This window comes from Arthrobacter sp. 05T420, assembly GCF_056396305.1.
On sequence record NZ_JBFTLG010000002.1, the window covers coordinates 16,877 to 39,268 of the forward strand.

The following is a 22,392-nucleotide window of genomic DNA, read 5'->3' on the forward strand; positions in this document are numbered from 1 at the left end:
TCAATCCTTTGCGAGCGTGACGACGGGCAGGTAGGCGGTGCGGGTGGTGCCGTCGATTTGTTCGAATTCGATGGGGCCCCAGGCGCCGCGGTCGAAGCCGGCGCCGTCGTGGAGGGTCTGCGACAGCAGGGCCCGGATGGAGTTGATGTGGCGTTCCCCGGCTGGCAGTTGCGCCCAGGCCTCGGTCAGGGTGGTGGCCCCCACGAGCGCGGCGCGGATGGCTTCCGGCTTGGCCTTGGCGGACCGGGGCGAGCGCGCCCGGTCCGAGTCGGAGAACGCGATGGGGTCAGCCAGTTTGGGCGGGGCGGCGAATTCGTCCGGGTCGAAGAGCTTGACCATGGCCAGGGATTCGAAGCCGGCGCTGAACAACACCGGCCCGCGGACCAGGCCGGGCCGTTCGCGCTCGTAGGGGAGGGAGCGGATCGCCTGCTCGGCCTCCCGCAGGACCCTGCGGAGCCGGACCGACTGCCGGAAGTCGTCACTTTGGACGTAGGTGTTGAGGCTCTCGCTGAGCTTGCCGTAGATCCTCTGGATCTGGCTGTGCTGGCTGCGGAGTTCGGCCACGAGGTTCTTGAGGGTCTCGCGTTCGTCCTGGCTGAGCTCATCCGCGAATTGCCGGCTCAGCACTTCCCCGATCGCCGATCGGAACCTCAGCTGCTGTTGCGGGTCCTCCAGGAACGCGGTGAAGGACCGGAACGTCCGGCCTTCGGGGCTCTGCCGCAGCCGCTTGTCGGCCTCGAGTACCTGCGCCATGGTGGCGCCCTTGCTGAGGGATTCCTCGATGATCTGGTTGCGCAGCTCCCCCACGAGCTCTTCAATCCGGTCACGCATCTTCTTGTAGTCCGCGGGCAGGCTGGCGGCGAGATCGAGGATGTTGCCGGCAGCCTCCACGGCCTCGTCGTCATCGAGCAGTCCGTCGAAGTCCCCGGAGCTGATGTCCTCCATCAGCTGGCGGCGCTCGTCGATCTCCTCTTCAAGGGATTCAATCCGTGCAGTCTGGTCGGGGTTGGTCTCGTTGGCGAGCTTTTCCACATCGCCGAGGAGTGTGCCGAGCCGGGAGCCGTTCAGCGTGGACCGCTCGCTGGACAGGCTGTCCAGAAAGGCCAGGACGCGGGCAGCAGGCTCGGTGACTTCGTAGACGATCTGGCCAGACTGGTTCCGGCGCGTCAGGAAGTTCTTGCGGGTCCATTCGTCCGCATATTTTTTTCCTGAGAGCGCGCCGCCGGCCGAACCGCCCTGCTGCTCTCCGGTGCCGGGCTCCTGCCGGCGGAGCTGCTCGAGGAAGGCGTCGACGTCGGCGTGGAACTGTTCCAGCGGCAGCTGGGCGCGGGTGCGGGTGAAGGAGGCCTGGAGCACGGCGATCACCCACGGCGCCGAGCGCGTCAGCGCCCAGGCAGGTCCTTTGGTGAGGAGCTCGAGGTCCCGGAGCCGGGCGCTGATGGCGTCGGCTGATGACACGGCGGAGCGGGACACGCACTCTCCTTCGGCTGCCAGGGGATGGTTGGGGGTGGTGCTGCGGGGCGGCGGAATCGAAAAACTGCCAGCTACAAGGTTAACGCAGGGCCCCGGCCGTTAACGCAGGCCCGGGCAGCATTCTTCGTTGTGCGCTCCCCCGCGTCGGAGCAAACTGGAATGACCAGCTGAAGGGAGACGATCATGCGGAAGAGAACGATGTGGATCGCGGGGGCGGCCTCTGCAGCAGTGATGCTGGGGGGAGCTTCGATTGCGGCCGGGGCAATCCGACAAGACCGGGATCTTCCCTCCCTGAGCCCGGACGACCTGACAGCCAGCATCGGAAAGCTTGCCCTGGATGGCGATTCCGACGGACCGGCGCTCACCGACGCCGACCGCGCCAGGGCAACCAGCGCCGCCCTGGCGAAAGTTGGCCAGGGCAGCGTCACCGAAGTGGAGCGCGACGACGACTCCGGCGCGGCCTATGAGGTCGAGGTACGCCTCAACGACGGAACCCAGGTGGACGTGGCCCTCGGAGCGGACTTCCAAGTGGTGAGCCAGAGCGCCCCCGGACCCGACGAGGACTGACGCAGGGAAGCATTCATGGCATTGACGTCCGGTGTGTCACCTGTGATTGGTGAGGCTGCCGCAACCGTGCCGTGACCTACGCCTCGGTAGCATTTCGATCCCGTATCAAGAGGCCGCGATCGTCCATGGGGCCCTAGTTCAGCACGTCTCCTGCACCCTACGCTCGGGCTACTGATTCAACCGAAGCGATGGTGCAGGGGGAAGAATGCAGTTCGACCTAAGCGCAGTGGAAACGGGCACGATGGTGGTGATTGGAACCCTCGTGTTCGCCTTGGTGATCGGCGCCTTCATGATGGTGTCCGCGTTCGCGGCCATGGTTCTGGTCGGCGTGGGCCGGCTCGCCTGGTACCTCGTAGCCGGCGCGGTGGTTGGCCTGGTTCACGGCATCAACTACGGTTGGGACCGGCTGGTCCACCACGCCTCAACCGTGGAATTGCCCGCCGATTTCCAGGTCGACTTCGGCGCGGACTTCCGGCCCGACCATCCGGGTCAGGCTTCCCCTAGCACAGGCACTTACCCGCGAGTAGTATTGCGGGACAGCTGAAGGGTCCTCCACCCGCGGCGGATCCAGGGCTCGAGCCGGCCACCCGGTTAGAGGAGATGCCCAATGAGCTCCGCCATCGAAGACCCCGCCACCGCACCCGACTCTCCAACACCCGACTCTCTGACACCAGGCACCGCGACGCCGGAGACCGCCGGGGCGCCGGACCACATCGGCCCCGACGCGTCGGCCGCCGACGCCCGGGCCATCGCCGAGGCCGCCCGCGAGACCAGCTGGACACAGCCCAGCTTCGCGAAGGGCCTCTACCTTGGCAGCTTCGACTTGAGCCTGATCCACCCGTGGCCCGAGGCCCCCGCCGACGACGTCGAACGCGGCGAGGCCTTCATGGCCCGGTTGACCGACTATTGCCGGACGATGTCGGGGCGCGCCATCGAACGGGACGACCGGATCCCGGACGACTATCTCAAGGGGCTCGCCGAGCTCGGCGCCTTCGGCATGAAGATTCCCCGCGAATACGGCGGACTGGGCCTGACCCTCGTGTACTACGGCCGCGCGCTGGCCGTGCTTGGCTCGGTGCACCCGAGCCTTGGCGCGCTGCTGTCCGCGCACCAGTCAATCGGCGTCCCGGAACCGGTCAAAGAATTCGGCACTGCTGCCCAGAAGCGGGAATACCTGCCCCGCTGCGCCGCCGGAGCCATCACTGCCTTCCTGCTGACCGAGCCCGACGTCGGCAGCGATCCCGCCCGGATGGGCAGCACGGCCGTCCTCTCCGACGACGGTGAGTCCTATGTCTTGGACGGCGTCAAATTGTGGACCACGAACGGCGTCATCGCCGAGCTGGTTGTGGTGATGGCCCTCGTCCCGCCGCACACCGATGCCGACGGGACCGCCCACAAAGGCGGCATCAGCGCGTTCGTGGTGGAAATGGACTCCCCCGGTATCACTGTGGAAAACCGCAACACCTTTATGGGGCTCCGCGGGATCGAAAACGGCGTCACCCGTTTCCACCAGGTCCGGGTCCCCGCCACCAACCGGCTGGGCCGGGAAGGCCAGGGCCTGAAGATCGCGCTCACCACACTGAACACGGGCCGGCTCTCGATCCCCGCACTGTGCGTCGCCACGGGCCGGTGGAGCCTGAAGATCGCCCGCGAATGGTCCAACGCCCGCACCCAGTGGGGTCGGCCGATCGGCCAGCATGAGGCCGTGGGCAAGAAGATCGCGTTCATCGCGGCCAGCACCTTCGCCTTGGACGCCGTGTTTGAACTCTCCGCGGAAATGGCGGACGCCGGCCAGAAGGACATCCGGATCGAGGCGGCCCTGGCCAAGCTGTGGTCCACGGAGATCAGCTGCCTCATCGCGGACGAGCTCGTGCAAATCCGCGGAGGCCGGGGCTTTGAAACGGCGGACTCGCTCGAGGCCCGCGGCGAGCGCGCCGTCGCCGCGGAACAGCAGCTCCGCGACATGAGGATCAACCGGATCTTCGAGGGGTCCTCGGAAATCATGAAATTGCTGATCGCCCGCGAAGCCGTGGACGCGCACCTGGCGGCCGCGGGAGACCTCGCCTCGGAGGACGCCCGGCTGTCGGACAAGGCGAGGGCCGCCGTAGGCGCCTCCGGCTTCTACGCGAAGTGGCTGCCCAAGCTCGTGGCGGGCGCGGGCATGGATCCGCGGTCCTACAGCGACTTCGGCAGGCTCGCCAAACAGCTCCGCTACGTGGAGCGCTCCTCCCGGCGCCTCGCACGGCAGACCTTCTACGGAATGGGCCGCTGGCAGGCGAAGCTTGAGCACAAGCAGGCGTTCCTGGGCCGGATCGTAGACATCGGCGCGGAGCTATTTGCCATGGCGGCCTGCTGCTCCCGGGCCGAGATGCTGCTGCGGACGCAGCCCGAAAGAGGCGCCTCCGCCTACGAACTCGCCGAGGCGTACTGCGAACAGTCCCGTGTTCGGGTCGACGAATATTTCGACCGTCTGTGGCGGAACACCGACGACGCCGACCACGCCCTGTCCCGCAAGACCCTGGCCGGCGACTACGCCTGGTTGGAGGCCGGGGTCCTTGACCAGTCAGAAGGGACCGGGCCGTGGATCGCGGCCGCCGGACCGCGCGCCTCGGTCCGGGAAGACCTGCACCGCAAGTACCGCTGACGGCGCCGCACGAATGGTAAGCATCCTTGCTAACCGGATACCGCCGTGGTTAGGTGGACGCCAGACTGTCACCCCTACGGTGCCTGTCATTCAGCGAAAGTGAACAACCCTCATGAGCAGCACAGCAGGCCCCGACGACAAGACGACACGCCTCACGACGCAGGAAGGGGACACGACCGGGCCGGTTACGGCAGTCCGCCACGACGAGTCCGTCCGTGATGCGCCCCGTCACGACGCACCCCGCCGCGAGGCTGTTGCCGAGACTGTCGTGGAAGGGATCCCCACGCGCCAAACGGTGGTGGCCCGCGAGAAGGAGCAGTTCGGCGGCATCCAAGTCGGCTCGGCATTCTTCGGCTGGCTGGCGGCCACGGGTACGGCCGTGCTGCTCACCGCACTGGTTGCGGCAGGCGGCACCGCCGTCGGGCTGGCCACCAACACCGATGTGAACGACGCCGTCGACCAGGCCTCCAACAACCAGACGGTCGGGCTGGCCGGCATCATCGTGCTGCTGGTGATCCTTCTGATTTCCTACTACTGCGGCGGGTATGTGGCCGGGCGGATGGCCCGCTTCAACGGCGTCAGGCAGGGCTTCATGGTCTGGATCTGGGCCCTGATCGCGGCGATCGTGGTTGCCGTGCTGGGTCTGGTTGCCGGGCAGCGCTTCAACATCCTGGCCAACCTGAACAGCTTCCCGCGCATCCCGATCAACGAGGGCCAGCTGAACACCCTGAGCATCATCGCGGCGATTGTCGTGGCCCTGGTGGCCTTGGTGGGCGCGGTGCTGGGCGGCCTCGCGGGGATGCATTTCCACCGCAAGGTGGATCGGGCCGGCTTCAGCCCGGCAGCAGTCGAGGAGACCCCCGTCGGGGACTCCTCAGCCGGGGACACCTCATTCGGGGACACCGCACCCTCACGCCGCTAGCCCGGGCACCGCTGGCTCGGAGGCGTCAGCCGGACACGACGCCGGACAAGTAGTACCAGCGCCGGTCCACCCGGACAAAGCGGCTCGTTTCGCGCTGGACACCGCGTTCGCCCTCGTGCCGGTAGTGCGCGGCGAATTCCACCACGCCGTCACTGTCCAGCGGGCCGCCCCGGCTGGTGGAAAGAATGTCCAGGCGACGCCACTGCATGCCGGCATCGAACTCCAGCTCCGCGGGCCGCGTGTCCGGGTGCCAGGTCCGGAGCAAGTAGTCCGCGTCCCGGACCACGAACGCGCTGTACCGGGAGCGCATGAGCTGCTCCGCCGTCGGCGCCTCGGCATCTCCGCGGTGGAACCGCCCGCAGCAGTGGACATACGCCTCGCCGGACAGGCACGGGCAGTTCCCCTCATACGGTACGGCCGAGCTGCTCGGGGACCAGTCCGCGCCGGCGGGCTCGGAATCGGCTGCTGCGGCGTGCGTCACAAGGTGTCCTTCCGGCGGGCCGGACGACGCCGGCGGGGCTGACTTTGACTATAGACGCCGGGGCGGAGGGGCCGGGCCCCGCTCGCGGATAACGGCTTCGACACATCTTCGCCGCGACCGCCCGGGGCGGCACGCGGCCAAGGAAAAGTACGTATTGTTAAGGGGGCTCCTGCCCGCCACGTGCTTGCGGCAGGGATCACGCTGCAGCAGTCTGACCAGGAGAGGTGACATGGAAGATCCAACAACCATTGCGCTGAACCTTACGTTTTTCGGGACCCTCGGCGTGGCGTTCTTCATGTTCCTCGGTCTCTTTATGGTCTTCGCCGCCACTCTCGTGCTCGCAGGGATCGGCCGGCTGGCGGCAGTCGTTGTCCTGGCCGCCGCCGGACTCCTCCGCGAGGGTCCCGGCATGCGGGAAGATCGGGCCCGGGAAGATTGGCCCCTGATCGAGCCGGTCAAGGCCGCAAAGCCCGCGCGCCCGGCCGTGACCAAGAAGCCTCGCCCCCCTGCCCGGAATGCAGGCAAGAAGGAGCCGGCGTTGTCGCCGGAGTGGGCGGCCGCCGTGGCCCGGGCAGATGCCCGCGCTGCCGCAAGGGCCAGGGCCGAAGCCGGCCGGGCCGTCCGGGTCACCGTCCGGGACCTGCCCAACCCCATGGCACCGGCACATGACATCAAGGAAGTCTCAGCCCTCGTGCAGTCGGCAACGGACACCAACGGAACACTCGGCGTCGTCCCGCGGGCGTTCCAAAAGCCGCCCATGCCCGCGGCAAAATCCCTGCTGGACACCGGCTCCCTCGTGTCACTGCGCGGCAGCCTGCCGGCCGGGAAGGCCAAACAGCCGGCCCAGGAGCGCAAGGCCGGCTGAGCCCTTACCCCGGGCCGGCAAGTCCGCTACGTTGGAACCCATGGAATTCAGATACCTCGGGAACAGCGGCTTCAAGATTTCAGAAATCACGTTTGGCAACTGGCTGACCCATGGCTCCCAGGTGGAGAACGACGTCGCCACCCAGTGCGTCCGGGCGGCGCTCGACGCCGGTATCAGCACCTTCGACACGGCGGACGTCTACGCCAACACCGCGGCGGAGACGGTCCTCGGCGCAGCCTTGAAGGACGAACGCCGGGAGTCGCTGGAAGTCTTCACCAAGGTCTTCGGCCCCACCGGGCCCAAGGGCCACAACGATCTTGGCCTGTCCCGCAAGCACATCATGGAATCCATCAACGGCTCCCTCAGGCGGCTGCAGACGGACTACGTGGACCTCTACCAGGCCCACCGCTACGATTACGAGACGCCGCTGGAAGAGACCATGCAGGCCTTCGCGGACGTCGTGCGGCAGGGCAAGGCCCTGTATATCGGGGTCAGCGAATGGACGGCCAACCAGATCCGCGATGGCCATGCCCTCGCCAGGGAACTGGGCTTCCAGCTGATCTCCAACCAGCCGCAGTACTCCATGCTGTGGCGGGTGATCGAGGCTGAGGTGATTCCGGCGTCTGAAGAGCTGGGCCTGTCCCAGATCGTCTGGTCTCCGATCGCGCAGGGCGTGCTGAGCGGCAAATACCACCCCGGCAAGCCGGCCCCCGAGGGCAGCCGGGCCACAGATTCCAAGGGTGGTTCGCGGATGATCGAGCGCTGGATGTCCAACGAGGTCCTCACCGGCGTCCAGCAGCTCAAGCCGATCGCGGAGGAGGCCGGGCTGACCATGGCGCAGCTCAGCATCGCCTGGGTGCTGCAGAACAAGAACGTGGCCTCGGCGATCATGGGTGCGTCCCGGCCGGAGCAGATTGAGAAGAACGTGGCGGCCGCCGGCGTGAAGCTGGACGCGGTGATCATGGACAAAATCGACGCCGCCATCGGCTCGCTGGCCGAACGCGACCCCGCGCAGACCAAATCACCCGCCTCCCGCGAGGCCTAGGCCCATGCCCATCGCGCCCGAGCTCGCCGTCACCGGATCCACCGGCCACCTGGGCGGCCTGGTGGCCAGGCTGCTGGCAGCGGCCGGAAGCGAGCAACGGCTCCTGGTGCGGGACGCCGCCCGGGCACCTGAGCTCGAAGGTGCCGTCTCCTTCGTGACCACCTACGCCGATCAGGACCGGACAAAGGCGGCGCTGGTCGGCGCGAAAACGGTGTTCATGGTCTCCGCCGCCGAGGCGGAGGACCGTCTGCAGCAGCACTACGCCTTCGTCGACGCGGCGGCCGCGGCGGGCGTCCAGCACATCGTCTACACCTCGTTCTTCGGCGCGGCGCCGGACTCCACGTTCACCCTGGGCCGGGACCACTTCGCGACGGAGGAGCGCATCAAGGCCTCCGGCATGGACTACACGTTCCTGCGCGACAACTTCTACCTGGACTTCCTGCCGCTGCTGGCCGGGGAAGACGGCTTTATCCGCGGCCCGGCCGGGAACGGCGTGATGGCGGCCGTGGCGCGGGCGGACATCGCCCGCTCGGCCGTCACCGTGCTGCGGGACCCGGCCCTGCACGTGGGACGGACCTATGACCTGACAGGCCCGGAGGACATCTCACTGGCCCGCGGCGCGGAACTCCTGACCGCAGGAACCGGCCGGGCCATCACCTTCCACAACGAGACCCTGGAGGAGGCCTACGCGTCCCGCGCCTCCTACGGCGCGCCGCCGTGGCAGGTGGACGCCTGGGTGAGCACCTACACGGCCATCGCGGCCGGCGAACTGGCCGGTCCGACGTCGGCGGTGCATGAGCTGACGGGCCGCGAACCGCTGAGCCTGAAGCAGTTCCTGGCGGAGGCGCACACGCTGTAGCCCGCGCGCCGGCGCCCCCGCGGGACCTGACGGGCCGGCCTGATCCGGTGTTGACGGTTTCCGGGCTGCGGCGTAGACCTGATTTCAGGTGACACCGGCCAGCAACGGGCTGGCGAACAGAAGAATCGGTGCGGAGAAGAATCGCAACGCCATGCCAAAGCAAATGTCCAGACACTCCGGCATCCTGAAAAGTCCGCGGCGGCAGGACCGGAGACTCGCGCCGCATTCCGGGGAGCCGAGCCACGGCCCGCTGACGGCGGACGAGCTCCAGCTCGCCGTGCGGAATCATTCCATGCCGCTCGAGGCCTTGCAGATCGATACCACTCCGCCCGGGCTGCACTACGTGCTCACCCACTTCGACATCCCCTTCATCGACATCGAGCACTGGCATTTGCAGATCGGCGGCGCGGTGCAGCGGGCCGTGGAGTTGAGCATGCGGGCCCTGCGCCGGGCACCGAGCATCACCCTCCCGGTCACCCTGGAATGCGCCGGCAACGGCCGGTCCCTGTTGCGTCCCCGTCCGTTGAGCCAGCCGTGGGTCCTGGAGGGAGTCGGCACCGCGGTGTGGACCGGCGTCCCGCTGGCCTACCTGCTGACCCAGGCCGGGGTGGAGGACGACGCCGTCGAGGTGCTGTTCACCGGGGCGGACTCCGGCGTCCAGGGCGGCGTCGCCCAGCAGTTCGCCCGGAGCCTCCCGATCGGCGAGGCCCTGCGGCCCGACGTCGTGCTCGCCTACCGGATGAACGGCGCAGACCTGCCGCCGCAGCACGGCTATCCGCTCCGGCTGGTGGTGCCCGGCTGGTACGGCATGGCGAGCGTGAAGTGGCTGTCCTCGATCAGGGTCCTGACCAAGCCCTATGACGGGTTCCAGCAGGCCGTGGCGTACCGCTACCAGCAGGATGCCGGCGATCCCGGCACCCCGATCACGTGGATCAAGGTCCGCTCGCTCATGGTTCCTCCGGGCGTCCCGGACTTCTTCACCCGGAGCCGGATCCTGCCCCGCGGACCGGTGATGCTAACCGGCCGGGCGTGGTCCGGGCAGGGCGCCGTGCAGCGCGTCGACGTCGGGATCGACGGAAAGTGGGCGCCGGCCCATCTGGAGCACCCGGCCGCGCCGTTCGCGTGGTCCGCGTGGTCGCTGCCCTGGGTGGCCGATCCCGGCGAACACGAGCTCTCCTGCCGCGCCGCCGATGCCAGCGGCGCGGTGCAGCCGCTGGAACCGGTTTGGAACTACCAGGGCATGGGCAACAACGTGGTGCAGCGAATCAGGGTCAGTGTGGAGTAGTGCCCCGTAGGGGGATTTGTCGTACGGGGACTTGACGGGCAGGTGGTCAGCGGCCGTGCCGCAGGTGCTCCGCATTCAGTTCGTCCAGTTCCTCGTCCGTGAGGTCATCGAAGCCGCGGGCCTCGTGCTTGTCGCTGCGCGAGAAGCGGATGAACATCAAGATGATCAGGGGCAAGTCGACAATTTCGCAGATGAACCACAGGACGTCCCCCGCCAGTTGCTGGTCGCGCAGGGCATCGGGGAACCAGCCCAGCGCGGACGGTGTGGTTGTGACGTGATCGAGGACCTGGCCGTTGAGGCGCAGCAGGATTCCGGGCACTGCATCGACCAGCAGCTCAATGAACACAAACACGAATTCCAGGATGAAGAAGGCGCTGGAACGGCGGAAGTCTGCCTCCTCGATGATCGGCAGTGCCATCATCATGCCCAGTAGCGGGACCCCGATGGTCAGGAGTGCCTCCGCCAACGGGGCTGCGCGGAGGGTGTAGAACGCCGGCGTGAGGAAGGTGGAGAAGAGCGCGAGGCCAAGGAGCGGGGCGGCCATTGAGTTGCCGGCGAGCCGCACAGCGCGGTGTGCGAGCGCCTTGTTCAGCCGGTCGACGCCACGTGGCGGGAGGGCCGCCCTGGCCAGGGAGATCGGCTTCCCCAGCCCGATCAGCAGAGGCACCACGAAGAGCAGCAGGGAAATCTTGAGTGTGAAGGCCCACCGGAGCTGTGCGCTGTAGACGCCGGGGAAGCCGCACGTCAGCACGGTCAGGGACCCCAGGCCCAGGATGTAGAACGCCAGCGTCCGCCAGACGGGGTGGCGGTGACCGCGCGCCGCCGCGGCCTTCAGGCCCAGCGCATACAGCACCGCCGATCCGCTGATCAGGGCAGCGGCGGTCCAGTCAATCTGCCAGGCGGTGAGGACTACATCAAGGGGCGGCACGGGTTCATGCTAGTTGCCTTACCTTGGAGGAGCCCGAGTTCAACTTGCAGGGACCCGTCCCTCCGCGCCTACAATGAGCCGGATCCCAGCTCCGGGCTCACGGGCGTGCCCCCGCCGGCGCCCCACAGCACGCCGGAGGTGCCTGGGAGCCTGGTGGCCTAACCGGCGTCAGTAGTCCACGATCGCGCCGGCGGAGATATTGACGGTAGCGTCAGTGATGGCCGCCGCCTTGTCCGAGACGATGAAGGATGCCACGTTTCCGACGTCCGCCAGCGTGGCCGTGCGGTTCAAGTGCGCGGCCCTGGCAATCTCCACCACGATCTCCTCGCGGCCCTCCGCCTGCCAGGGGATGGTTTCGATAATGCCGCCGGTGACCATGGTAACCACCCTGATGCCGTGTTTGCCCAGCTCGAGGGCCCACTGCCGGCGCAGCCCTTCCATCGCGTCCAGCGCCACCTTGAACCCGCCCAGGCCCGTGATGGTTTGCGGACCGGAGCCGCCGAACATGAGCACGACGCCGGAGCGCTGCTTGACCATGTAAGAGGCTGCCGCGCGGGTAGTCAGGAAATGCGTGCGCGCGGCCAGGGCGATGGGCCGGGTGAAGTCATCCACGTCGATCTCCATGAGTGGCTCCTGCACGTCGCCAAACGAGATCACGTTGAAGGAAATATCGATCCTCTTGCTCTTCTTCGCCACCCGGCTCACGAAGGCATCCACCTGCTCTTCGTCCAGCGCGTCGACGACGGCGGTCTCGGCGGTGCCGCCGGCCTCACGAATGTCATGGGCTACTTTTTCCAGCCGCGATTCGGTCCTCCCGGCGATGTGGACCGTGGCGCCGTCGGCCGCGAAGGCCCTCGCCACCGCCCCGCCAACCGCTCCTCCGCCGCCGTAGATCAGGGCGGTCTTGCCGTAAAGCAAGCCGTTTTCCGGAATCCCGATATTCAGCATCTTTGCCTGCCTAGTGCCGCGGAGTTCGTGAATTCCCTCAACTATGTTCTTGCGGAGGGCCGGTGGCAAGAGGACCGGCAGCCGCACGGACCGGCGCTGCCCGCGGCGTGGCGGGGACGATTGTCACGCCGGGACCCGGCCAGGCGTCCCCCCAAAGCACACTCCTGACCGAACCACGACGTGCCGGGCGGGCTATATCCGCCCCAGCACACGAGAAATTGGACACGTCCAATTTCTCGTGCTGAGCCTACCCGGAAAATATTGGACATGTCCAATCTGCTAGACTCGCAGGCGACCTGATGATTTGTGACAAGCCCGCGCCTGATGAATATTGTCCGATGAAAGAAGCCACTGTGAGCGACGACCAGCCGACCCCCGCACCGGGTCCAGCCCTGGCCCGCAAGCTGAACATCCTGCTGGACACCGCCGAAGCCGAGGGCCGAAAAGTCACCTTCACCGATGTCCGGGACGCCATGTCCGCCGCCGGGACGCCGCTCTCCCGGGCCCGGTGGCATTACATGCGATCGGGCACGGGACCGGCCGTCAAGAAGGTCGAACTCCTTCAGAATTTGGCCAAGTTCTTCGGCGTAAGCGAGAACTACCTGATCGACGTCGACGAAGAGCTTCCGCCCCGGGTGGAGGCGCAGCTTGAATTGCTCGCGTCGATGCGGGTCAACAAGGTGCGCAACTTCGCAGCCCGCCAGCTGGACGGGCTCTCCCCGGAGACCCTGCTCCAGATCCGCGACCTGATCGACGAGCAGCTCTCCCGCCGGGATTCCGACGAGACCGCCCGCGGGGATTCCGGCCAACCCTGACGCCCAGCGCCCCTCACCACGCGCTGACCTGCACTGATATGATTCTGGCGAGGTTTGGCCGTCAGGAAGTGGCGTGTCCACGCTGACGCTCTATCAACAGCCAAGGACTCGGTACATGGATTACGACGCCGCCCGGGCGCGGGCCCGGGAAGCAGAAGCAAGCCTCTCCCTCAGCGAGCCGGTCTCCCCGGCATCAATCCAGGCGCACCTTGAACGGCAGCGGAACCGCAAGATCGTCATCAAGCCCATCGAAGGGGCAACGGACAAGGTCTGCGGACTGTGGTTCGGACTGGACCACATGGACCTGATCCTGCACGCCCGGGCTGCCTCCGAAGTCCACCGGCAGCAGATTGTTCTCCATGAGTTCGCCCATATGATCCTGCATCACGAACAGGACATCGTGTCCGCCGAATATGCGGGCACGTTCTTCCCGGACCTTGATCCGGAGCGCGTCGTCAGGGCACTCAAGCGGACCGATTTCCTCAATGAGTTCGAGGTCGCCGCGGAGCTCCTGGCTGACCGTCTCGCCGCACGCATCCGACGTTCCCAGGACCGCTCGGGAGGCCAGCCGGGGAACTTTGGATCGGTTTTCGGATGATCCAGCTCGTCGCAGCCGCGGTCCTTTTCGTTCTCGCCGCGGCCCGGATCCCGGCCATGATGCGGAACCGCCGCGATACCGTGTTCCTTTCGGCTTTGTTCGCCGGTGCCGGTTCGGTGTTGATGTCGCCGGCCGTGTACGCCGCGGTCGATGCCCACATCGGCGGATTCAATCTGGCCAAGCTTGCCTTGCATGCCTCGATGATCTTCAGCCTCTGGTACCTCCGGCGTTCAGTCCTCGCGGCGATCGTCCCGGCCGGCACGCGCCTGGCACTCGTGGTCTCCCTGCCGCTGACGCTCACGCTGGCGCTGGAATTGTTGTTCTTCGTCCTGACCGGCCCCACCACGACGACCGACAGCTGGGGGCTCTACCATGAGCGTCTGCCAGCCGCCCTGTTTTCCGCCGTGCTGATCGCCTACATCGGGTGGGTGTGCTTCGGGGTCGCCGTAGCGTGCTTCCGCTATATCCCGAGGATGCGCCAGTCCTTCAAGGTCGGGTTCACCATGGTCGGCGCCGCTAGCGTTCTGGCCCTGTTCGTGACGATCAAGTTCACGATCGGTCTGCTCTCCGTCCCGATCCCGGCGCTCCTGGCCGTCCCTGTGCCCCCCGACACCGCCATCCGGGTCGTGGAGATGCTCACCCTCATCCTGGGCGGTGCGGGCTTGACGGTGCCCGCCGTGGCCGGGCATGTCCGACTCAAGCGGCAGGCCCGCTGGGCGGCCGACGCCCTCGCCGGCGTCGAACCCATCAGGGACCGGGTCCTCCAGCATGCAGGCGGCGAACGCCTCCTCGAAAGCGACCCCTCCGCGCCAACCGGGGAACGGCTGCACCGGATGATCGTTGAAGTGTGGGATGCCGAGCTTGCGTCCGGCGGGACCTTGACTGCTCAGGAGCGCACTTTCCTCTTGGCCGCCGAAGAGCAGCTCGATCTGAACCGGCTTCCCTGACAGCTCCGCTCCGGTCATCGGGCCCGGGGCCGGCGTCAACGAGGCACGGCACTAGCTTTTGGGCGGCCCTTCAGAGCCTTCACCGCGGGGGCCTTCACCGACTGAGCCCGAGGGCTTAGGACCGGGCACCCCGCCCGCCGGTCCGACTGCGGGTGCGACTGCGGGTCCCGCGTACGCCGGCACCGGCAGCTCGCCCGGATCGATGGGACCCATATCGAGGTGGAACGGCGGATACTCGTCCCGCATGAGTGCAACATAGGCGATCACGCGGTAGATCCAGCGGTTCAGGCCGAGCACGAGGTCGAAGATCCCCCGATAGTATTTTGCCGTGAACAACAGGATCACCCCGGCAATGAGGACCAACAGCCCGAGGAGGGAGATGCCCACACTTTGCTGTTCCCACTCGCCGCCCTGGAATACCCACGTCGTCGCCGTCCCCGTCAGCACGCCGATGATCAGCAGATGCGGAATGGCCAGCAGCCACGATTTCACCAGCACCAAGCCGCGGGATAGCCGTTCGGGATAGTCGACGTCGAAGTCCGCCGGGTAATCGGTGCGAGCCAGCGTGAAGGGCGGATAGGCGTCCGTGCCGATCGCACTGAAGGCATAGAAGGCCACGCGCCAGTTCCAGCGGATCACGCCGGCATTGAAATTGAACAGAGAGCGCGGGTAGCGCGCCGTGAACAGGATCGCGAACCATGCCACGACCGTGACCACGCCGAAGACGAACCAGAGGAAGAACAGGATGATGCAGTGCGGGATGGCCAGGAACCACTTCACGAGCCACATCCACCGTGAGAGATTCGGATCGAGGTAGCCGTGGAGGCGTGCGGGGTAAACGTACGGTGTAGTCGCTCCCGGCGTTACCGGATAGGGAGTCACCGGATACTGAGTTCCCGGCGCGGCGGCGTAAGCCGCTACAGCACCCGGCGGCGCAGACGTGTTCTGCTGGCCGGGGCCGGACCCGGGCGGGTATGAACCCGCCAGATATGGCTGGCCGGGCTGGGCTGGCAGGTAGCCAGGAGGGACGCCGCTGCCCGTTCCGCCTTGGCCCGGCCCGTCACGGCCGAGTCCGGCGGCGCCCAGCACGATCAGCGGCACCCCGATCAGCAGCATCACCAGGCCGCCGATCAGCAGTCCGATGAATACCGGCAAGAGCAGGTCCGTGCGTGCGCCGGCCTGCAGATTCACGCTCACCGGGGAACTCGCGTCGGCGTTCATGACCACGGCGGCCCAGGCCCCGGAGCGAAGGTTCCAGGTTAGTTCCTGCTCCCCCGGGCCCGTGGCAGTCGCGGTCCAGAAGTTCTGCTGCGCCGGATCGGCCGGGATTTTGGCACCGTTGACGTCGCGGTACAGCGCACGGAAGGGGCGGAATCTGACGTCGACGATTTCGGTGCGCTGGACACCGGCCAAGTACGCCGCAACATCGGCCCGCGGGGCAATTCCGATGAAGATTTGCTTGCCGGGATCGGTGGTGGAACCGCGGAGCAGCACGCTGCCCGCAAAGTCCACGGGGACGCCGTCGTTGACGCCGCCTCCGGTCGTGAGGTCCAGCCGGGGGGTTGTCAGTGCGTAGGAATTGCCTGAGAACTGCTCCGACGGCGTGATGAAGTACCTGCCGTCCCGCTGCTGGTAGTTGACCCAGCCCGTGACCCCGGCGCCCGCCAGCAGTCCCAGACCGACCAGCGCGCACAGCGAGCCGATCACCAGCATGACAATTCGGCCTGCTTTCATGGCCGCCGTCCTTTCAGATGGTCCGTTTGCCACGCCCGGCGGGGCGGGACTTCCGGAAACTGGCGGCCCGGGCCGCTACCGCCCGCGCCAGGTCAGGAACGGATTGGCTTCGGCGATGATGTCTGCACCGCCGGCACGGAGGACGCGCGCAATCTTCGTGACGGCGTCGCCGTGGCTGAAGGTGCTCAGGCGGGTATTGCAGGCGGCCGGCTTGGCTGCCGTTGCCTGGCGCTGCCCGATGCCAGGGGTGTGGACAAGGAACGCTTTCACGCAGTGATCACCACTTTGAGGGCCTTCGTCTCCGCGGCGTGGGCGAAAGTGTCGTACGCCTCCATGAACTCGTCAAAGATGAAGTGGTGGGTGGCGAAACTGTCTGCAGGGATTTTCTGTTGAGCGACCAGCTTGAGCAGCATGGGGGTGGTGTTGGTGTTCACCAGGCCCATGCTGATGTTGATGTTCCGGATCCAGAGGTCTTCGACATGCAGTTCCACGGCCTTCCCGTGGACGCCCACATTGGCCACGTTGCCGCCGGGCCGCACGATCTCGGTACACATCGTGAACGTCGCCGGGACGCCCACGGCCTCGATCGCGACGTCCACACCCTGCCCGTCTGTCAGGACCATCACCTGTTCCCTCCAGTCGGGAGCGCTGGAGAGGACCACATCCGTGGCGCCGAATTCGCGGGATTTTTCGAGCCGGTTCGGGTCGCGGTCGACGGCGATGATCGTCGCGGCGCCGTAAAGTCCGGCGGTACAGATCGCGGCGAGTCCGACCGGGCCAGCGCCGATCACGGCGACCGTGTCGCCGGGCTTGACACGGCCGTACTGCACACCGATCTCAAAGCCGGTGGGAAGGATGTCGGAGAGCATGACGGCTTGTTGGTCGCTGACTCCCTCAGGCAGGAGGTGCAGGGAGTTCTCGGCGTACGGGACGCGGACGAACTCGGCTTGGGTGCCGTCGATCAGGTGCCCGAATACCCAGCCAATGCCGGACGTGCCTTCCTCCCCCAGGCAGTGGGAATACAGGCCTGTCTTGCAGTTGGCGCAGTGCCCGCAGGACTTGATGCAGGAAATGATCACGCGGTCGCCCACCTTGAGGCTGGTGACGGACGCCCCGATCTCCGTGATGGTGCCAACCCCCTCGTGGCCCAGGATGCGGCCCTTGGCCACGGTGGGGACGTCGCCTTTGAGGATGTGCAGATCGGTGCCGCAAATGGTGGTGGTTTCCACCTTGACGATCACATCGCTGGGGCTTTGGATGGTGGGATCGGGGACGTCGGTCCACGACTTCTCCCCGGGCCCACCGTAGACAAGGGCTTTCATACGTGTTCCTTGGTCTTGAGAATGACCAGCGGATCCACGAGGCGCAGACGGCACGGCGTCTCCGTACTGTCGATCCCCGACGACATCAGCGAGGCGCGGGCGCGCTCACGGAGTTCTTCGATAGCGGCGGCCGACACCCGGGCATGGGCGAGGTCGAGCACAAGCTCAAAGCTGGGGAGCTTGCTAGTGACGCGGCGGCAAACCACATAAAGTGCCCGCACGTTGGCTGCGGTCACCACGCCATGCACCTCGATCCGCGCTGATTCGGCGTCGGCGTTCAGGCGTATGAGAACTTTCAGTTTGGGGTCCCCGGAATGGTGGTGCATCGTCATGTGGCCGTGGCCTCCTGCCTTTTCCTGCTGAAGCCGGGGTTCCCCCCTCAACTACGACGCCCAACTGGCCGTGCAGGAACCTCCCCACATTTAGCTTGGTGGGCTTGCACGGCAGGGGTAAGGGGCGAAAGTCCCGTGTGTGTGTTTGGGTCCTGCGGGTTCAGATGCTCGATTTATGGGTTCCCGACTTTGGGTTCTCGACTTTGGGTTCAGGGGCGTGCACGCCTAGCCTGTTTCTATGTCTGCTCCGCTCGTTCCCTGCCCCGCGCCGGACCTCGTGCTGGCCTCGGTGCGGCAACCCGGGGACGGAACATGCTTCGACGTTCATCTTTGCGGCGGCGCCGTCTCTGCGATCATCCCGTCGCGCCAGGACGCCCCTGCGGTCCCCGCTGCCACCCGCGTGGTTGACCTGGACGGCCGCTACGTCATTCCGGGGCTGTGGGATGAGCATGTCCATATGACGCAGTGGGCGCTGGCCTCTAACCGGCTTGACCTCTCCGCCGCCGGCTCGGCGCGCGAGGCGGCCGCCGTCGTCGGGTCCCATCTCGCCGGGACCGCTGCCGCAGAGTCCCTCGTCGCCGGCGCCGTGACTGGGGTCGGCGGCGGCATTGGGGTTCCGGGTCCTGTCCAGACGCTGGTGGGCGTCGGTTTCCGCGATGCCGTCTGGCCGGACCTGCCCAGCTTGGCGCTCCTCGATGGCGTGACGCGCGGCCGGCCGGCGGCGCTGATCAGCCACGACCTCCACTCTGTCTGGCTCAACTCTGCGGCGGCCCAGCGGTACGGGGTGCCTGTGGACTCGGACGGGCTGCTCCGGGAAGATCCGGCGTTCGCCTTAACCGGCCAGCTTGGCCAGCTTCCGGATACGGTGGTGGATCCGTGGGTGCGGCAGGCGGGGCGGGCTGCTGCGGCGCGGGGCGTGGTCGGGATCGTGGACTTCGAGATGACCTGGAACCGCGACGCCTGGCTGCGGCGGATCTCCGGCGGCTTCGCTGCCCTGCGGGTTGAGGCGGGGGTCTACCCACGGGACCTGGACCGGGCCGTGGCCGAGGGGCTCCGGACAGGTTTGGCTGTGGCCGGCAGTGGCGGGCTCCTGACAGTGGGCCCATTGAAGGTGCTGATCGACGGCTCGCTCAATACCCGCACAGCGTACTGCGTTGACCCGTATCCAAACGGCGGTCACGGCCTGCTGACGGTGAACGAGGCGGAGTTGCTTGCCCTGCTGGTCCGGGCGCGGCAGGCGGGCTTTGTTCCGGCGGTGCACGCCATTGGCGACGCCGCCAACCGTGTGGCGCTGGATGCGTTTGAGGCGGCGGGCATTCCAGGGCGGGTGGAACATGCCCAATTTGTCCGGAGCGAGGATTTCACCCGGTTCGGCCGGTTGGGTGTGACCGCGAGCGTCCAGCCTGCGCATGCCCTCGACGATCGGGACACCGCCGAGGCGAACTGGCCGGGGCGGACGGACCGGTCCTTCCCGCTCCGTTCGTTGGTAGCCGCCGGTGCGACGCTGGCCCTTGGCTCGGACGCACCGGTGGCCCCACTGGACCCGTGGACCGCCATGTCCGCCGCCACGGCGCGGGCCCGGCAGGATGGCCGCGGGCCATGGCATGCCGAGCAGGCACTCACGCGGCAGGAGGCCGTCACGGCCTCGACCCGCGGTCGCGGCCGGCTCCGGGTGGGGGACCCCGCCGATATTGCAGTGCTCGACGGCGACCCGCTGACGGTGTCCGACGCGGACTTTGCCGCGATGCCGGTGGCCGCCACGTTGGTGGCGGGACGGTTCACCCACGGCGGCCAGTAGCTGCCCGCCAAGTGCCTCTGACTTATTGCGTTGCCTTGTTTGCCGTCGACTGTTTGCCTTTGACTATTTGCCTTTGACCCTGGCCTGGACGAGGTTGGCGAACGGCAGCCGGCCGTAGTCGTCGCGGAACCGGGCGTGGTATACGGCCTCCGCTTCGTTGACTGCCTCCGCGGGCAGCTCCTTCCAGGCAACCAGGAGTGAGCCGGGATCGGCGAGTTGCCAGATGAGCCTGCCGTCCCAGTGGCCCGGCGGCTTGCCCTTGCCGAAATCGATGAACTCCTGGATTTGCCGGCGAAGGCCGCGGTTGCCCTTGCTGCCGGCGCCCGCTTTCCCGAGATACACGACGTCGGCGCCGTCCACCCACTCGGCGGTCAGCGCTGGCTCCGGGACCGAAGGGTCCTTCTTCTTGAAGACTCCTGCCGTGCTCCTGGGCAGAAACCGCGGCTCATAGCCTGCAGGCTGCAGCACGGCGAAGATCCCGGTGCGTTGCGGGATCCGGTTGATATCCAGCGCCGCGAGAGTCCTAAACCCCGTAAACCCGTCTTCCTTGAGTGACTGTCTGTTGATCGGCATGGGTTCCTTGGCTCGGGGGTGTTCGCCTTAGAAGCTTACGGCGCACGAAAGTAGGCTCAGCCGCGGGTGAAGGTGCCCAGACCGGTTTGATCGTAGAAATCGAGCCTGACGCTCGACGCCGTTCCGCTGGCGCCTGGGGCGGCGCCGGGCGCGCCGGGGGCGAAGATCGCTCCGGCAAGGCCGTTGGCGTTCTCGCCGATGGATTCAAAGCTGAAGGTGTCGCCGTCGAAGTGTTTGAGTGGGAACTTGGTGGTCCTGCCGGCCGGACCCAGCTCTAGGGTCAGCACGCCGCTCTCCACGGCGACGTTGAGCTGGCCGTAGTAGGAGTTCGCATACTTGCCAACGTAGAAATCGTTGACGCGCGCCGGTTGGACCCGCTGCGGCGCCTGGGAGTAGTCGACTTTTGGCTTCTCCGCCTCATCGATCTTCTGGAAGACGCCCGCGGTGAATCCGAACCAGTCCACTGTCGGGGCGCCGTTCTGGGCCGTGTCCAGGAATGACGCGCAGATGGCTTCGGGGATGCCCTGCGGCCGGCCGTTGGTCAGGGCCACAATGCCCAACTGCTCGCCGGGGAGCAGCGAGACGGCGGTCGCGGCACCAAGCTCGAAGGCTCCCGAGTGCCCGAGCGAGAGCCGGGCGTGGTCGTCGTAGGAGACATTCCAGCCCAGGCCGTAGAAGCGGGTGCGGGCCGCCGGCGTCGCGGGTGGGCCCGATACCGCGTGCGGGACATGCGTGACACTCAGAGCGCCCGGGGCGATAACCTCCTTGCCCTCAAAGCGGCCGTTGGCGAGCTGCAGGCGGATCCAGCGGGCCAGGTCATGCACAGTGGAACTGGCCCCGCCGGCGGGCGCTTCGGCGTCGGCGTCCCGACTGTATTTGGCCACCCAGGTCTTGTTACCGGTGGGCACGTGGATCAGTGCCCTGTTCGATTCCTTTTGGTAGTCCGCGTGGCGATAACTTGTGGATGTCATGCCGAGGGGCTTGAACAAGACTTCCTCAGCGAGGTCTGCCCAGGGCAGTTTCATGGCGTCGGCAGCAGCGAGCGCGCCTGCCGTGTAGCCGAAGTTGCTGTAGTTGTAGCTCGCCCGGAAGGAGTCCAGCGGTTGCTGATTGAGGTGGCTGAGGATGTAGGTCTGGTCGAATCCGAGATCCTCCAGCAGGTCGCCCGCCCCCGTATGTAGGCCGCCTTGGTGCGACAAAAGGTCGGCGACAGTGGCGTTTCGCGTCACGTAGGGGTCCTTCAGGGCGAAGCCCGGGCTGTGGTTGATCACGGGGTCCGTCCAGGAGATCGCCTTTCTGCTCACGGCCACGGCCGCAACCGTGGAGGCCAAGGGTTTGGACACTGAGGCCACTTGAAAGACGGTGTCCGCGTCCACCGTCTCGGGCTTGCCCGACTCCCGCACGCCGAAGCCTTTGGCGTACACCATCTGGTCCCGGTAGACCACGGCCACCGCGACTCCGGGAACACCAGTGCTCTCCATCGCCCCCTGGACTATCCCGTCCAGCTTGGCCAGAGCGACGTTGACCTTCTGTTGGTCAAGGAGCGGTCCAACCTGCGGTTCCGGCGCCGGAAGCAACGACGCCGACGGCGTGCCGGAGGGGCCAGTGCCGCTGCGTCCGGCGCCGGCGGGGGCATTTTGGGCCGTGCAGGCGGCCAGCAGCGGCAGCCCCGGCTATGCCCGCGGCACCGACGCCGACCGCCTTCAGCAGCGAGCGGCGGTCCGAGGGCAGCGAACCGATCCTCATCGCAATAGATTCCCTTTGGTTCATGGACACCACCCCGCCCGACAACAACCTGCCCGATACCGCCTGGGGCGCCGAGCAGACGCCCTCTTTTATGATGGACCCGCGCCGGGGTTTTGAGACAGGGCGGCCGGGCCTGCGGGCGATTGGGGTGAGCGAGAGCCTTGAGGGGAGTGGGTTGGACTTCGGTCCCTCAACACGACCGGCGGGGCGCGGGCGCTTGAAGGCGCTGGGCACGGGCGACGGATCCGCGGGCCTGACACCCCCGCCGTGAACTCCGATTTGTCGCCCTCGCCAAGTCTGGACCTGGCTCATCCTGGTGGCCCCACGAATTCCGCCCCATTAGTCTCCGTGTGGACACCTCCACACCCGCCAACGAAGCCCACGAACGCACGAACCTCGTGACCTCCCTCCGGTTGCGCCTTTTAATGTCAGACCCCCGGAGTTAAGTGGAACTATGGACGACAATCAGGGGCCCGAAGTGGTTCCGGCAGGAGACGGCGACAGGGTGAT

23 protein-coding genes are annotated in these 22,392 nt (G+C 67.0%); 12 read left to right on the forward strand and 11 right to left on the reverse strand.

Features of this window, described 5'->3' with window-relative positions; genetic code table 11:
* Positions 1-1,473, reverse strand: coding sequence for a DUF3375 family protein (locus tag AC1DEM_RS02365; protein WP_476882934.1), 1,473 nt, complete (start codon positions 1,471-1,473; stop codon positions 1-3).
* 183 nt (positions 1,474-1,656) lie between these two features.
* Between AC1DEM_RS02365 and AC1DEM_RS02370 the strand changes: the two genes are divergently transcribed.
* The 4 genes from AC1DEM_RS02370 to AC1DEM_RS02385 all read left to right on the forward strand — a co-directional run bounded on the left by AC1DEM_RS02370 (position 1,657) and on the right by AC1DEM_RS02385 (position 5,606).
* On the forward strand, positions 1,657-2,040 hold the full coding sequence (locus AC1DEM_RS02370) for a PepSY domain-containing protein (protein WP_476882935.1): 384 nt from the start codon (positions 1,657-1,659) through the stop codon (positions 2,038-2,040).
* 205 nt (positions 2,041-2,245) lie between these two features.
* Positions 2,246-2,584, forward strand: a complete 339-nt coding sequence (locus tag AC1DEM_RS02375; protein WP_476882936.1) for a hypothetical protein — start codon at positions 2,246-2,248, stop codon at positions 2,582-2,584.
* A gap of 63 nt (positions 2,585-2,647) precedes the next feature.
* Positions 2,648-4,684, forward strand: coding sequence for an acyl-CoA dehydrogenase family protein (locus tag AC1DEM_RS02380; RefSeq protein WP_476882937.1), 2,037 nt, complete (start codon positions 2,648-2,650; stop codon positions 4,682-4,684).
* Between the two features lie 112 nt (positions 4,685-4,796).
* The gene (locus tag AC1DEM_RS02385) at positions 4,797-5,606 is read left to right on the forward strand and encodes a hypothetical protein (protein ID WP_476882938.1); all 810 of its coding nucleotides are present in this window, start codon (positions 4,797-4,799) and stop codon (positions 5,604-5,606) included.
* A 25-nt stretch (positions 5,607-5,631) separates the two neighbouring features.
* Here AC1DEM_RS02385 and AC1DEM_RS02390 read toward each other — a convergent pair whose 3' ends face one another.
* A complete protein-coding gene (locus AC1DEM_RS02390) occupies positions 5,632-5,994 on the reverse strand; it encodes a YchJ family protein (RefSeq protein ID WP_476883232.1) in 363 nt (120 codons plus the stop codon).
* Positions 5,995-6,316: 322 nt separating this feature from the next.
* Here AC1DEM_RS02390 and AC1DEM_RS02395 point away from each other — a divergent pair, with 322 nt between their 5' ends.
* The 4 genes from AC1DEM_RS02395 to AC1DEM_RS02410 all read left to right on the forward strand — a co-directional run bounded on the left by AC1DEM_RS02395 (position 6,317) and on the right by AC1DEM_RS02410 (position 10,141).
* On the forward strand, positions 6,317-6,952 hold the full coding sequence (locus AC1DEM_RS02395; protein WP_476882939.1) for a hypothetical protein: 636 nt from the start codon (positions 6,317-6,319) through the stop codon (positions 6,950-6,952).
* A 40-nt stretch (positions 6,953-6,992) separates the two neighbouring features.
* Positions 6,993-7,997 carry an aldo/keto reductase family protein gene (locus tag AC1DEM_RS02400; protein ID WP_476882940.1) on the forward strand — a complete coding sequence of 335 codons (1,005 nt, stop codon included), beginning with the start codon at positions 6,993-6,995 and terminating at the stop codon, positions 7,995-7,997.
* 4 nt (positions 7,998-8,001) lie between these two features.
* The gene (locus tag AC1DEM_RS02405; RefSeq protein WP_476882941.1) at positions 8,002-8,856 is read left to right on the forward strand and encodes an SDR family oxidoreductase; all 855 of its coding nucleotides are present in this window, start codon (positions 8,002-8,004) and stop codon (positions 8,854-8,856) included.
* A gap of 151 nt (positions 8,857-9,007) precedes the next feature.
* A complete protein-coding gene (locus AC1DEM_RS02410; RefSeq protein WP_476882942.1) occupies positions 9,008-10,141 on the forward strand; it encodes a sulfite oxidase in 1,134 nt (377 codons plus the stop codon).
* Between the two features lie 46 nt (positions 10,142-10,187).
* Here AC1DEM_RS02410 and AC1DEM_RS02415 read toward each other — a convergent pair whose 3' ends face one another.
* Entirely contained in the window at positions 10,188-11,069 is an 882-nt protein-coding gene (locus AC1DEM_RS02415; RefSeq protein WP_476882943.1) for a cytochrome c oxidase assembly protein, read from the reverse strand.
* A 168-nt stretch (positions 11,070-11,237) separates the two neighbouring features.
* Positions 11,238-12,017 (reverse strand): SDR family NAD(P)-dependent oxidoreductase, encoded by a 780-nt coding sequence (locus AC1DEM_RS02420; protein ID WP_476882944.1) that lies wholly within the window; start codon positions 12,015-12,017, stop codon positions 11,238-11,240.
* A gap of 338 nt (positions 12,018-12,355) precedes the next feature.
* On the opposite strand from AC1DEM_RS02420, the gene AC1DEM_RS02425 reads away from it, so the two are divergent.
* The 3 genes from AC1DEM_RS02425 to AC1DEM_RS02435 all read left to right on the forward strand — a co-directional run bounded on the left by AC1DEM_RS02425 (position 12,356) and on the right by AC1DEM_RS02435 (position 14,377).
* Positions 12,356-12,832, forward strand: coding sequence for a hypothetical protein (locus AC1DEM_RS02425; RefSeq protein ID WP_476882945.1), 477 nt, complete (start codon positions 12,356-12,358; stop codon positions 12,830-12,832).
* Positions 12,833-12,947: 115 nt separating this feature from the next.
* Positions 12,948-13,430 carry a M78 family metallopeptidase domain-containing protein gene (locus AC1DEM_RS02430; protein WP_476882946.1) on the forward strand — a complete coding sequence of 161 codons (483 nt, stop codon included), beginning with the start codon at positions 12,948-12,950 and terminating at the stop codon, positions 13,428-13,430.
* On the forward strand, positions 13,427-14,377 hold the full coding sequence (locus tag AC1DEM_RS02435) for a hypothetical protein (RefSeq protein WP_476882947.1): 951 nt from the start codon (positions 13,427-13,429) through the stop codon (positions 14,375-14,377). Before AC1DEM_RS02430 ends, AC1DEM_RS02435 begins: the two co-directional genes overlap by 4 nt.
* A gap of 51 nt (positions 14,378-14,428) precedes the next feature.
* On the opposite strand, the gene AC1DEM_RS02440 is transcribed toward AC1DEM_RS02435, so the two are convergent.
* From AC1DEM_RS02440 to AC1DEM_RS02455, 4 genes are all read right to left on the reverse strand, one after another.
* Complete coding sequence (locus tag AC1DEM_RS02440; RefSeq protein ID WP_476882948.1) at positions 14,429-16,111, reverse strand: DUF4389 domain-containing protein; 1,683 nt, start codon at positions 16,109-16,111, stop codon at positions 14,429-14,431.
* A 75-nt stretch (positions 16,112-16,186) separates the two neighbouring features.
* Positions 16,187-16,381: a hypothetical protein gene (locus AC1DEM_RS02445; RefSeq protein WP_476882949.1), complete on the reverse strand. Its 195-nt coding sequence runs from the start codon at positions 16,379-16,381 to the stop codon at positions 16,187-16,189.
* On the reverse strand, positions 16,378-17,433 hold the full coding sequence (locus AC1DEM_RS02450) for a zinc-dependent alcohol dehydrogenase family protein (protein ID WP_476882950.1): 1,056 nt from the start codon (positions 17,431-17,433) through the stop codon (positions 16,378-16,380). The genes AC1DEM_RS02445 and AC1DEM_RS02450 overlap by 4 nt, the downstream gene beginning before the upstream one ends.
* Positions 17,430-17,765: a hypothetical protein gene (locus tag AC1DEM_RS02455; protein WP_476882951.1), complete on the reverse strand. Its 336-nt coding sequence runs from the start codon at positions 17,763-17,765 to the stop codon at positions 17,430-17,432. The genes AC1DEM_RS02450 and AC1DEM_RS02455 overlap by 4 nt, the downstream gene beginning before the upstream one ends.
* 238 nt (positions 17,766-18,003) lie before the next feature.
* On the opposite strand from AC1DEM_RS02455, the gene AC1DEM_RS02460 reads away from it, so the two are divergent.
* Positions 18,004-19,563 carry an amidohydrolase gene (locus tag AC1DEM_RS02460; protein ID WP_476882952.1) on the forward strand — a complete coding sequence of 520 codons (1,560 nt, stop codon included), beginning with the start codon at positions 18,004-18,006 and terminating at the stop codon, positions 19,561-19,563.
* Between the two features lie 63 nt (positions 19,564-19,626).
* On the opposite strand, the gene AC1DEM_RS02465 is transcribed toward AC1DEM_RS02460, so the two are convergent.
* The 3 genes from AC1DEM_RS02465 to AC1DEM_RS02475 are packed head-to-tail and all read right to left on the reverse strand — an operon-like array spanning position 19,627 to position 21,906.
* Positions 19,627-20,136 (reverse strand): hypothetical protein, encoded by a 510-nt coding sequence (locus tag AC1DEM_RS02465; RefSeq protein WP_476882953.1) that lies wholly within the window; start codon positions 20,134-20,136, stop codon positions 19,627-19,629.
* A gap of 56 nt (positions 20,137-20,192) precedes the next feature.
* Positions 20,193-21,617 carry a serine hydrolase gene (locus AC1DEM_RS02470; RefSeq protein ID WP_476882954.1) on the reverse strand — a complete coding sequence of 475 codons (1,425 nt, stop codon included), beginning with the start codon at positions 21,615-21,617 and terminating at the stop codon, positions 20,193-20,195.
* Between the two features lie 55 nt (positions 21,618-21,672).
* A complete protein-coding gene (locus AC1DEM_RS02475) occupies positions 21,673-21,906 on the reverse strand; it encodes a hypothetical protein (protein ID WP_476882955.1) in 234 nt (77 codons plus the stop codon).
* Between the last annotated feature and the right edge of the window lie 486 nt (positions 21,907-22,392).

What these genes read in the sequence shown, in the direction of transcription:
- AC1DEM_RS02370 (WP_476882935.1), top strand. Translation starts at nt 1,657, where the DNA reads ATGCGGAAGAGAACGATGTGGATCGCGGGGGCGGCCTCTGCAGCAGTG.
- AC1DEM_RS02460 (WP_476882952.1), top strand. Translation starts at nt 18,004, where the DNA reads ATGTCTGCTCCGCTCGTTCCCTGCCCCGCGCCGGACCTCGTGCTGGCC.
- AC1DEM_RS02470 (WP_476882954.1), bottom strand. Translation starts at nt 21,617, where the DNA reads ATGGAGAGCACTGGTGTTCCCGGAGTCGCGGTGGCCGTGGTCTACCGG.
- AC1DEM_RS02395 (WP_476882939.1), top strand. Translation starts at nt 6,317, where the DNA reads ATGGAAGATCCAACAACCATTGCGCTGAACCTTACGTTTTTCGGGACC.
- AC1DEM_RS02465 (WP_476882953.1), bottom strand. Translation starts at nt 20,136, where the DNA reads ATGCCGATCAACAGACAGTCACTCAAGGAAGACGGGTTTACGGGGTTT.
- AC1DEM_RS02380 (WP_476882937.1), top strand. Translation starts at nt 2,648, where the DNA reads ATGAGCTCCGCCATCGAAGACCCCGCCACCGCACCCGACTCTCCAACA.
- AC1DEM_RS02420 (WP_476882944.1), bottom strand. Translation starts at nt 12,017, where the DNA reads ATGCTGAATATCGGGATTCCGGAAAACGGCTTGCTTTACGGCAAGACC.
- AC1DEM_RS02455 (WP_476882951.1), bottom strand. Translation starts at nt 17,765, where the DNA reads ATGACGATGCACCACCATTCCGGGGACCCCAAACTGAAAGTTCTCATA.
- AC1DEM_RS02400 (WP_476882940.1), top strand. Translation starts at nt 6,993, where the DNA reads ATGGAATTCAGATACCTCGGGAACAGCGGCTTCAAGATTTCAGAAATC.
- AC1DEM_RS02425 (WP_476882945.1), top strand. Translation starts at nt 12,356, where the DNA reads ATGAAAGAAGCCACTGTGAGCGACGACCAGCCGACCCCCGCACCGGGT.
- AC1DEM_RS02405 (WP_476882941.1), top strand. Translation starts at nt 8,002, where the DNA reads ATGCCCATCGCGCCCGAGCTCGCCGTCACCGGATCCACCGGCCACCTG.
- AC1DEM_RS02385 (WP_476882938.1), top strand. Translation starts at nt 4,797, where the DNA reads ATGAGCAGCACAGCAGGCCCCGACGACAAGACGACACGCCTCACGACG.
- AC1DEM_RS02435 (WP_476882947.1), top strand. Translation starts at nt 13,427, where the DNA reads ATGATCCAGCTCGTCGCAGCCGCGGTCCTTTTCGTTCTCGCCGCGGCC.
- AC1DEM_RS02430 (WP_476882946.1), top strand. Translation starts at nt 12,948, where the DNA reads ATGGATTACGACGCCGCCCGGGCGCGGGCCCGGGAAGCAGAAGCAAGC.
- AC1DEM_RS02450 (WP_476882950.1), bottom strand. Translation starts at nt 17,433, where the DNA reads ATGAAAGCCCTTGTCTACGGTGGGCCCGGGGAGAAGTCGTGGACCGAC.
- AC1DEM_RS02440 (WP_476882948.1), bottom strand. Translation starts at nt 16,111, where the DNA reads ATGAAAGCAGGCCGAATTGTCATGCTGGTGATCGGCTCGCTGTGCGCG.
- AC1DEM_RS02375 (WP_476882936.1), top strand. Translation starts at nt 2,246, where the DNA reads ATGCAGTTCGACCTAAGCGCAGTGGAAACGGGCACGATGGTGGTGATT.
- AC1DEM_RS02475 (WP_476882955.1), bottom strand. Translation starts at nt 21,906, where the DNA reads ATGAACCAAAGGGAATCTATTGCGATGAGGATCGGTTCGCTGCCCTCG.
- AC1DEM_RS02410 (WP_476882942.1), top strand. Translation starts at nt 9,008, where the DNA reads ATGCCAAAGCAAATGTCCAGACACTCCGGCATCCTGAAAAGTCCGCGG.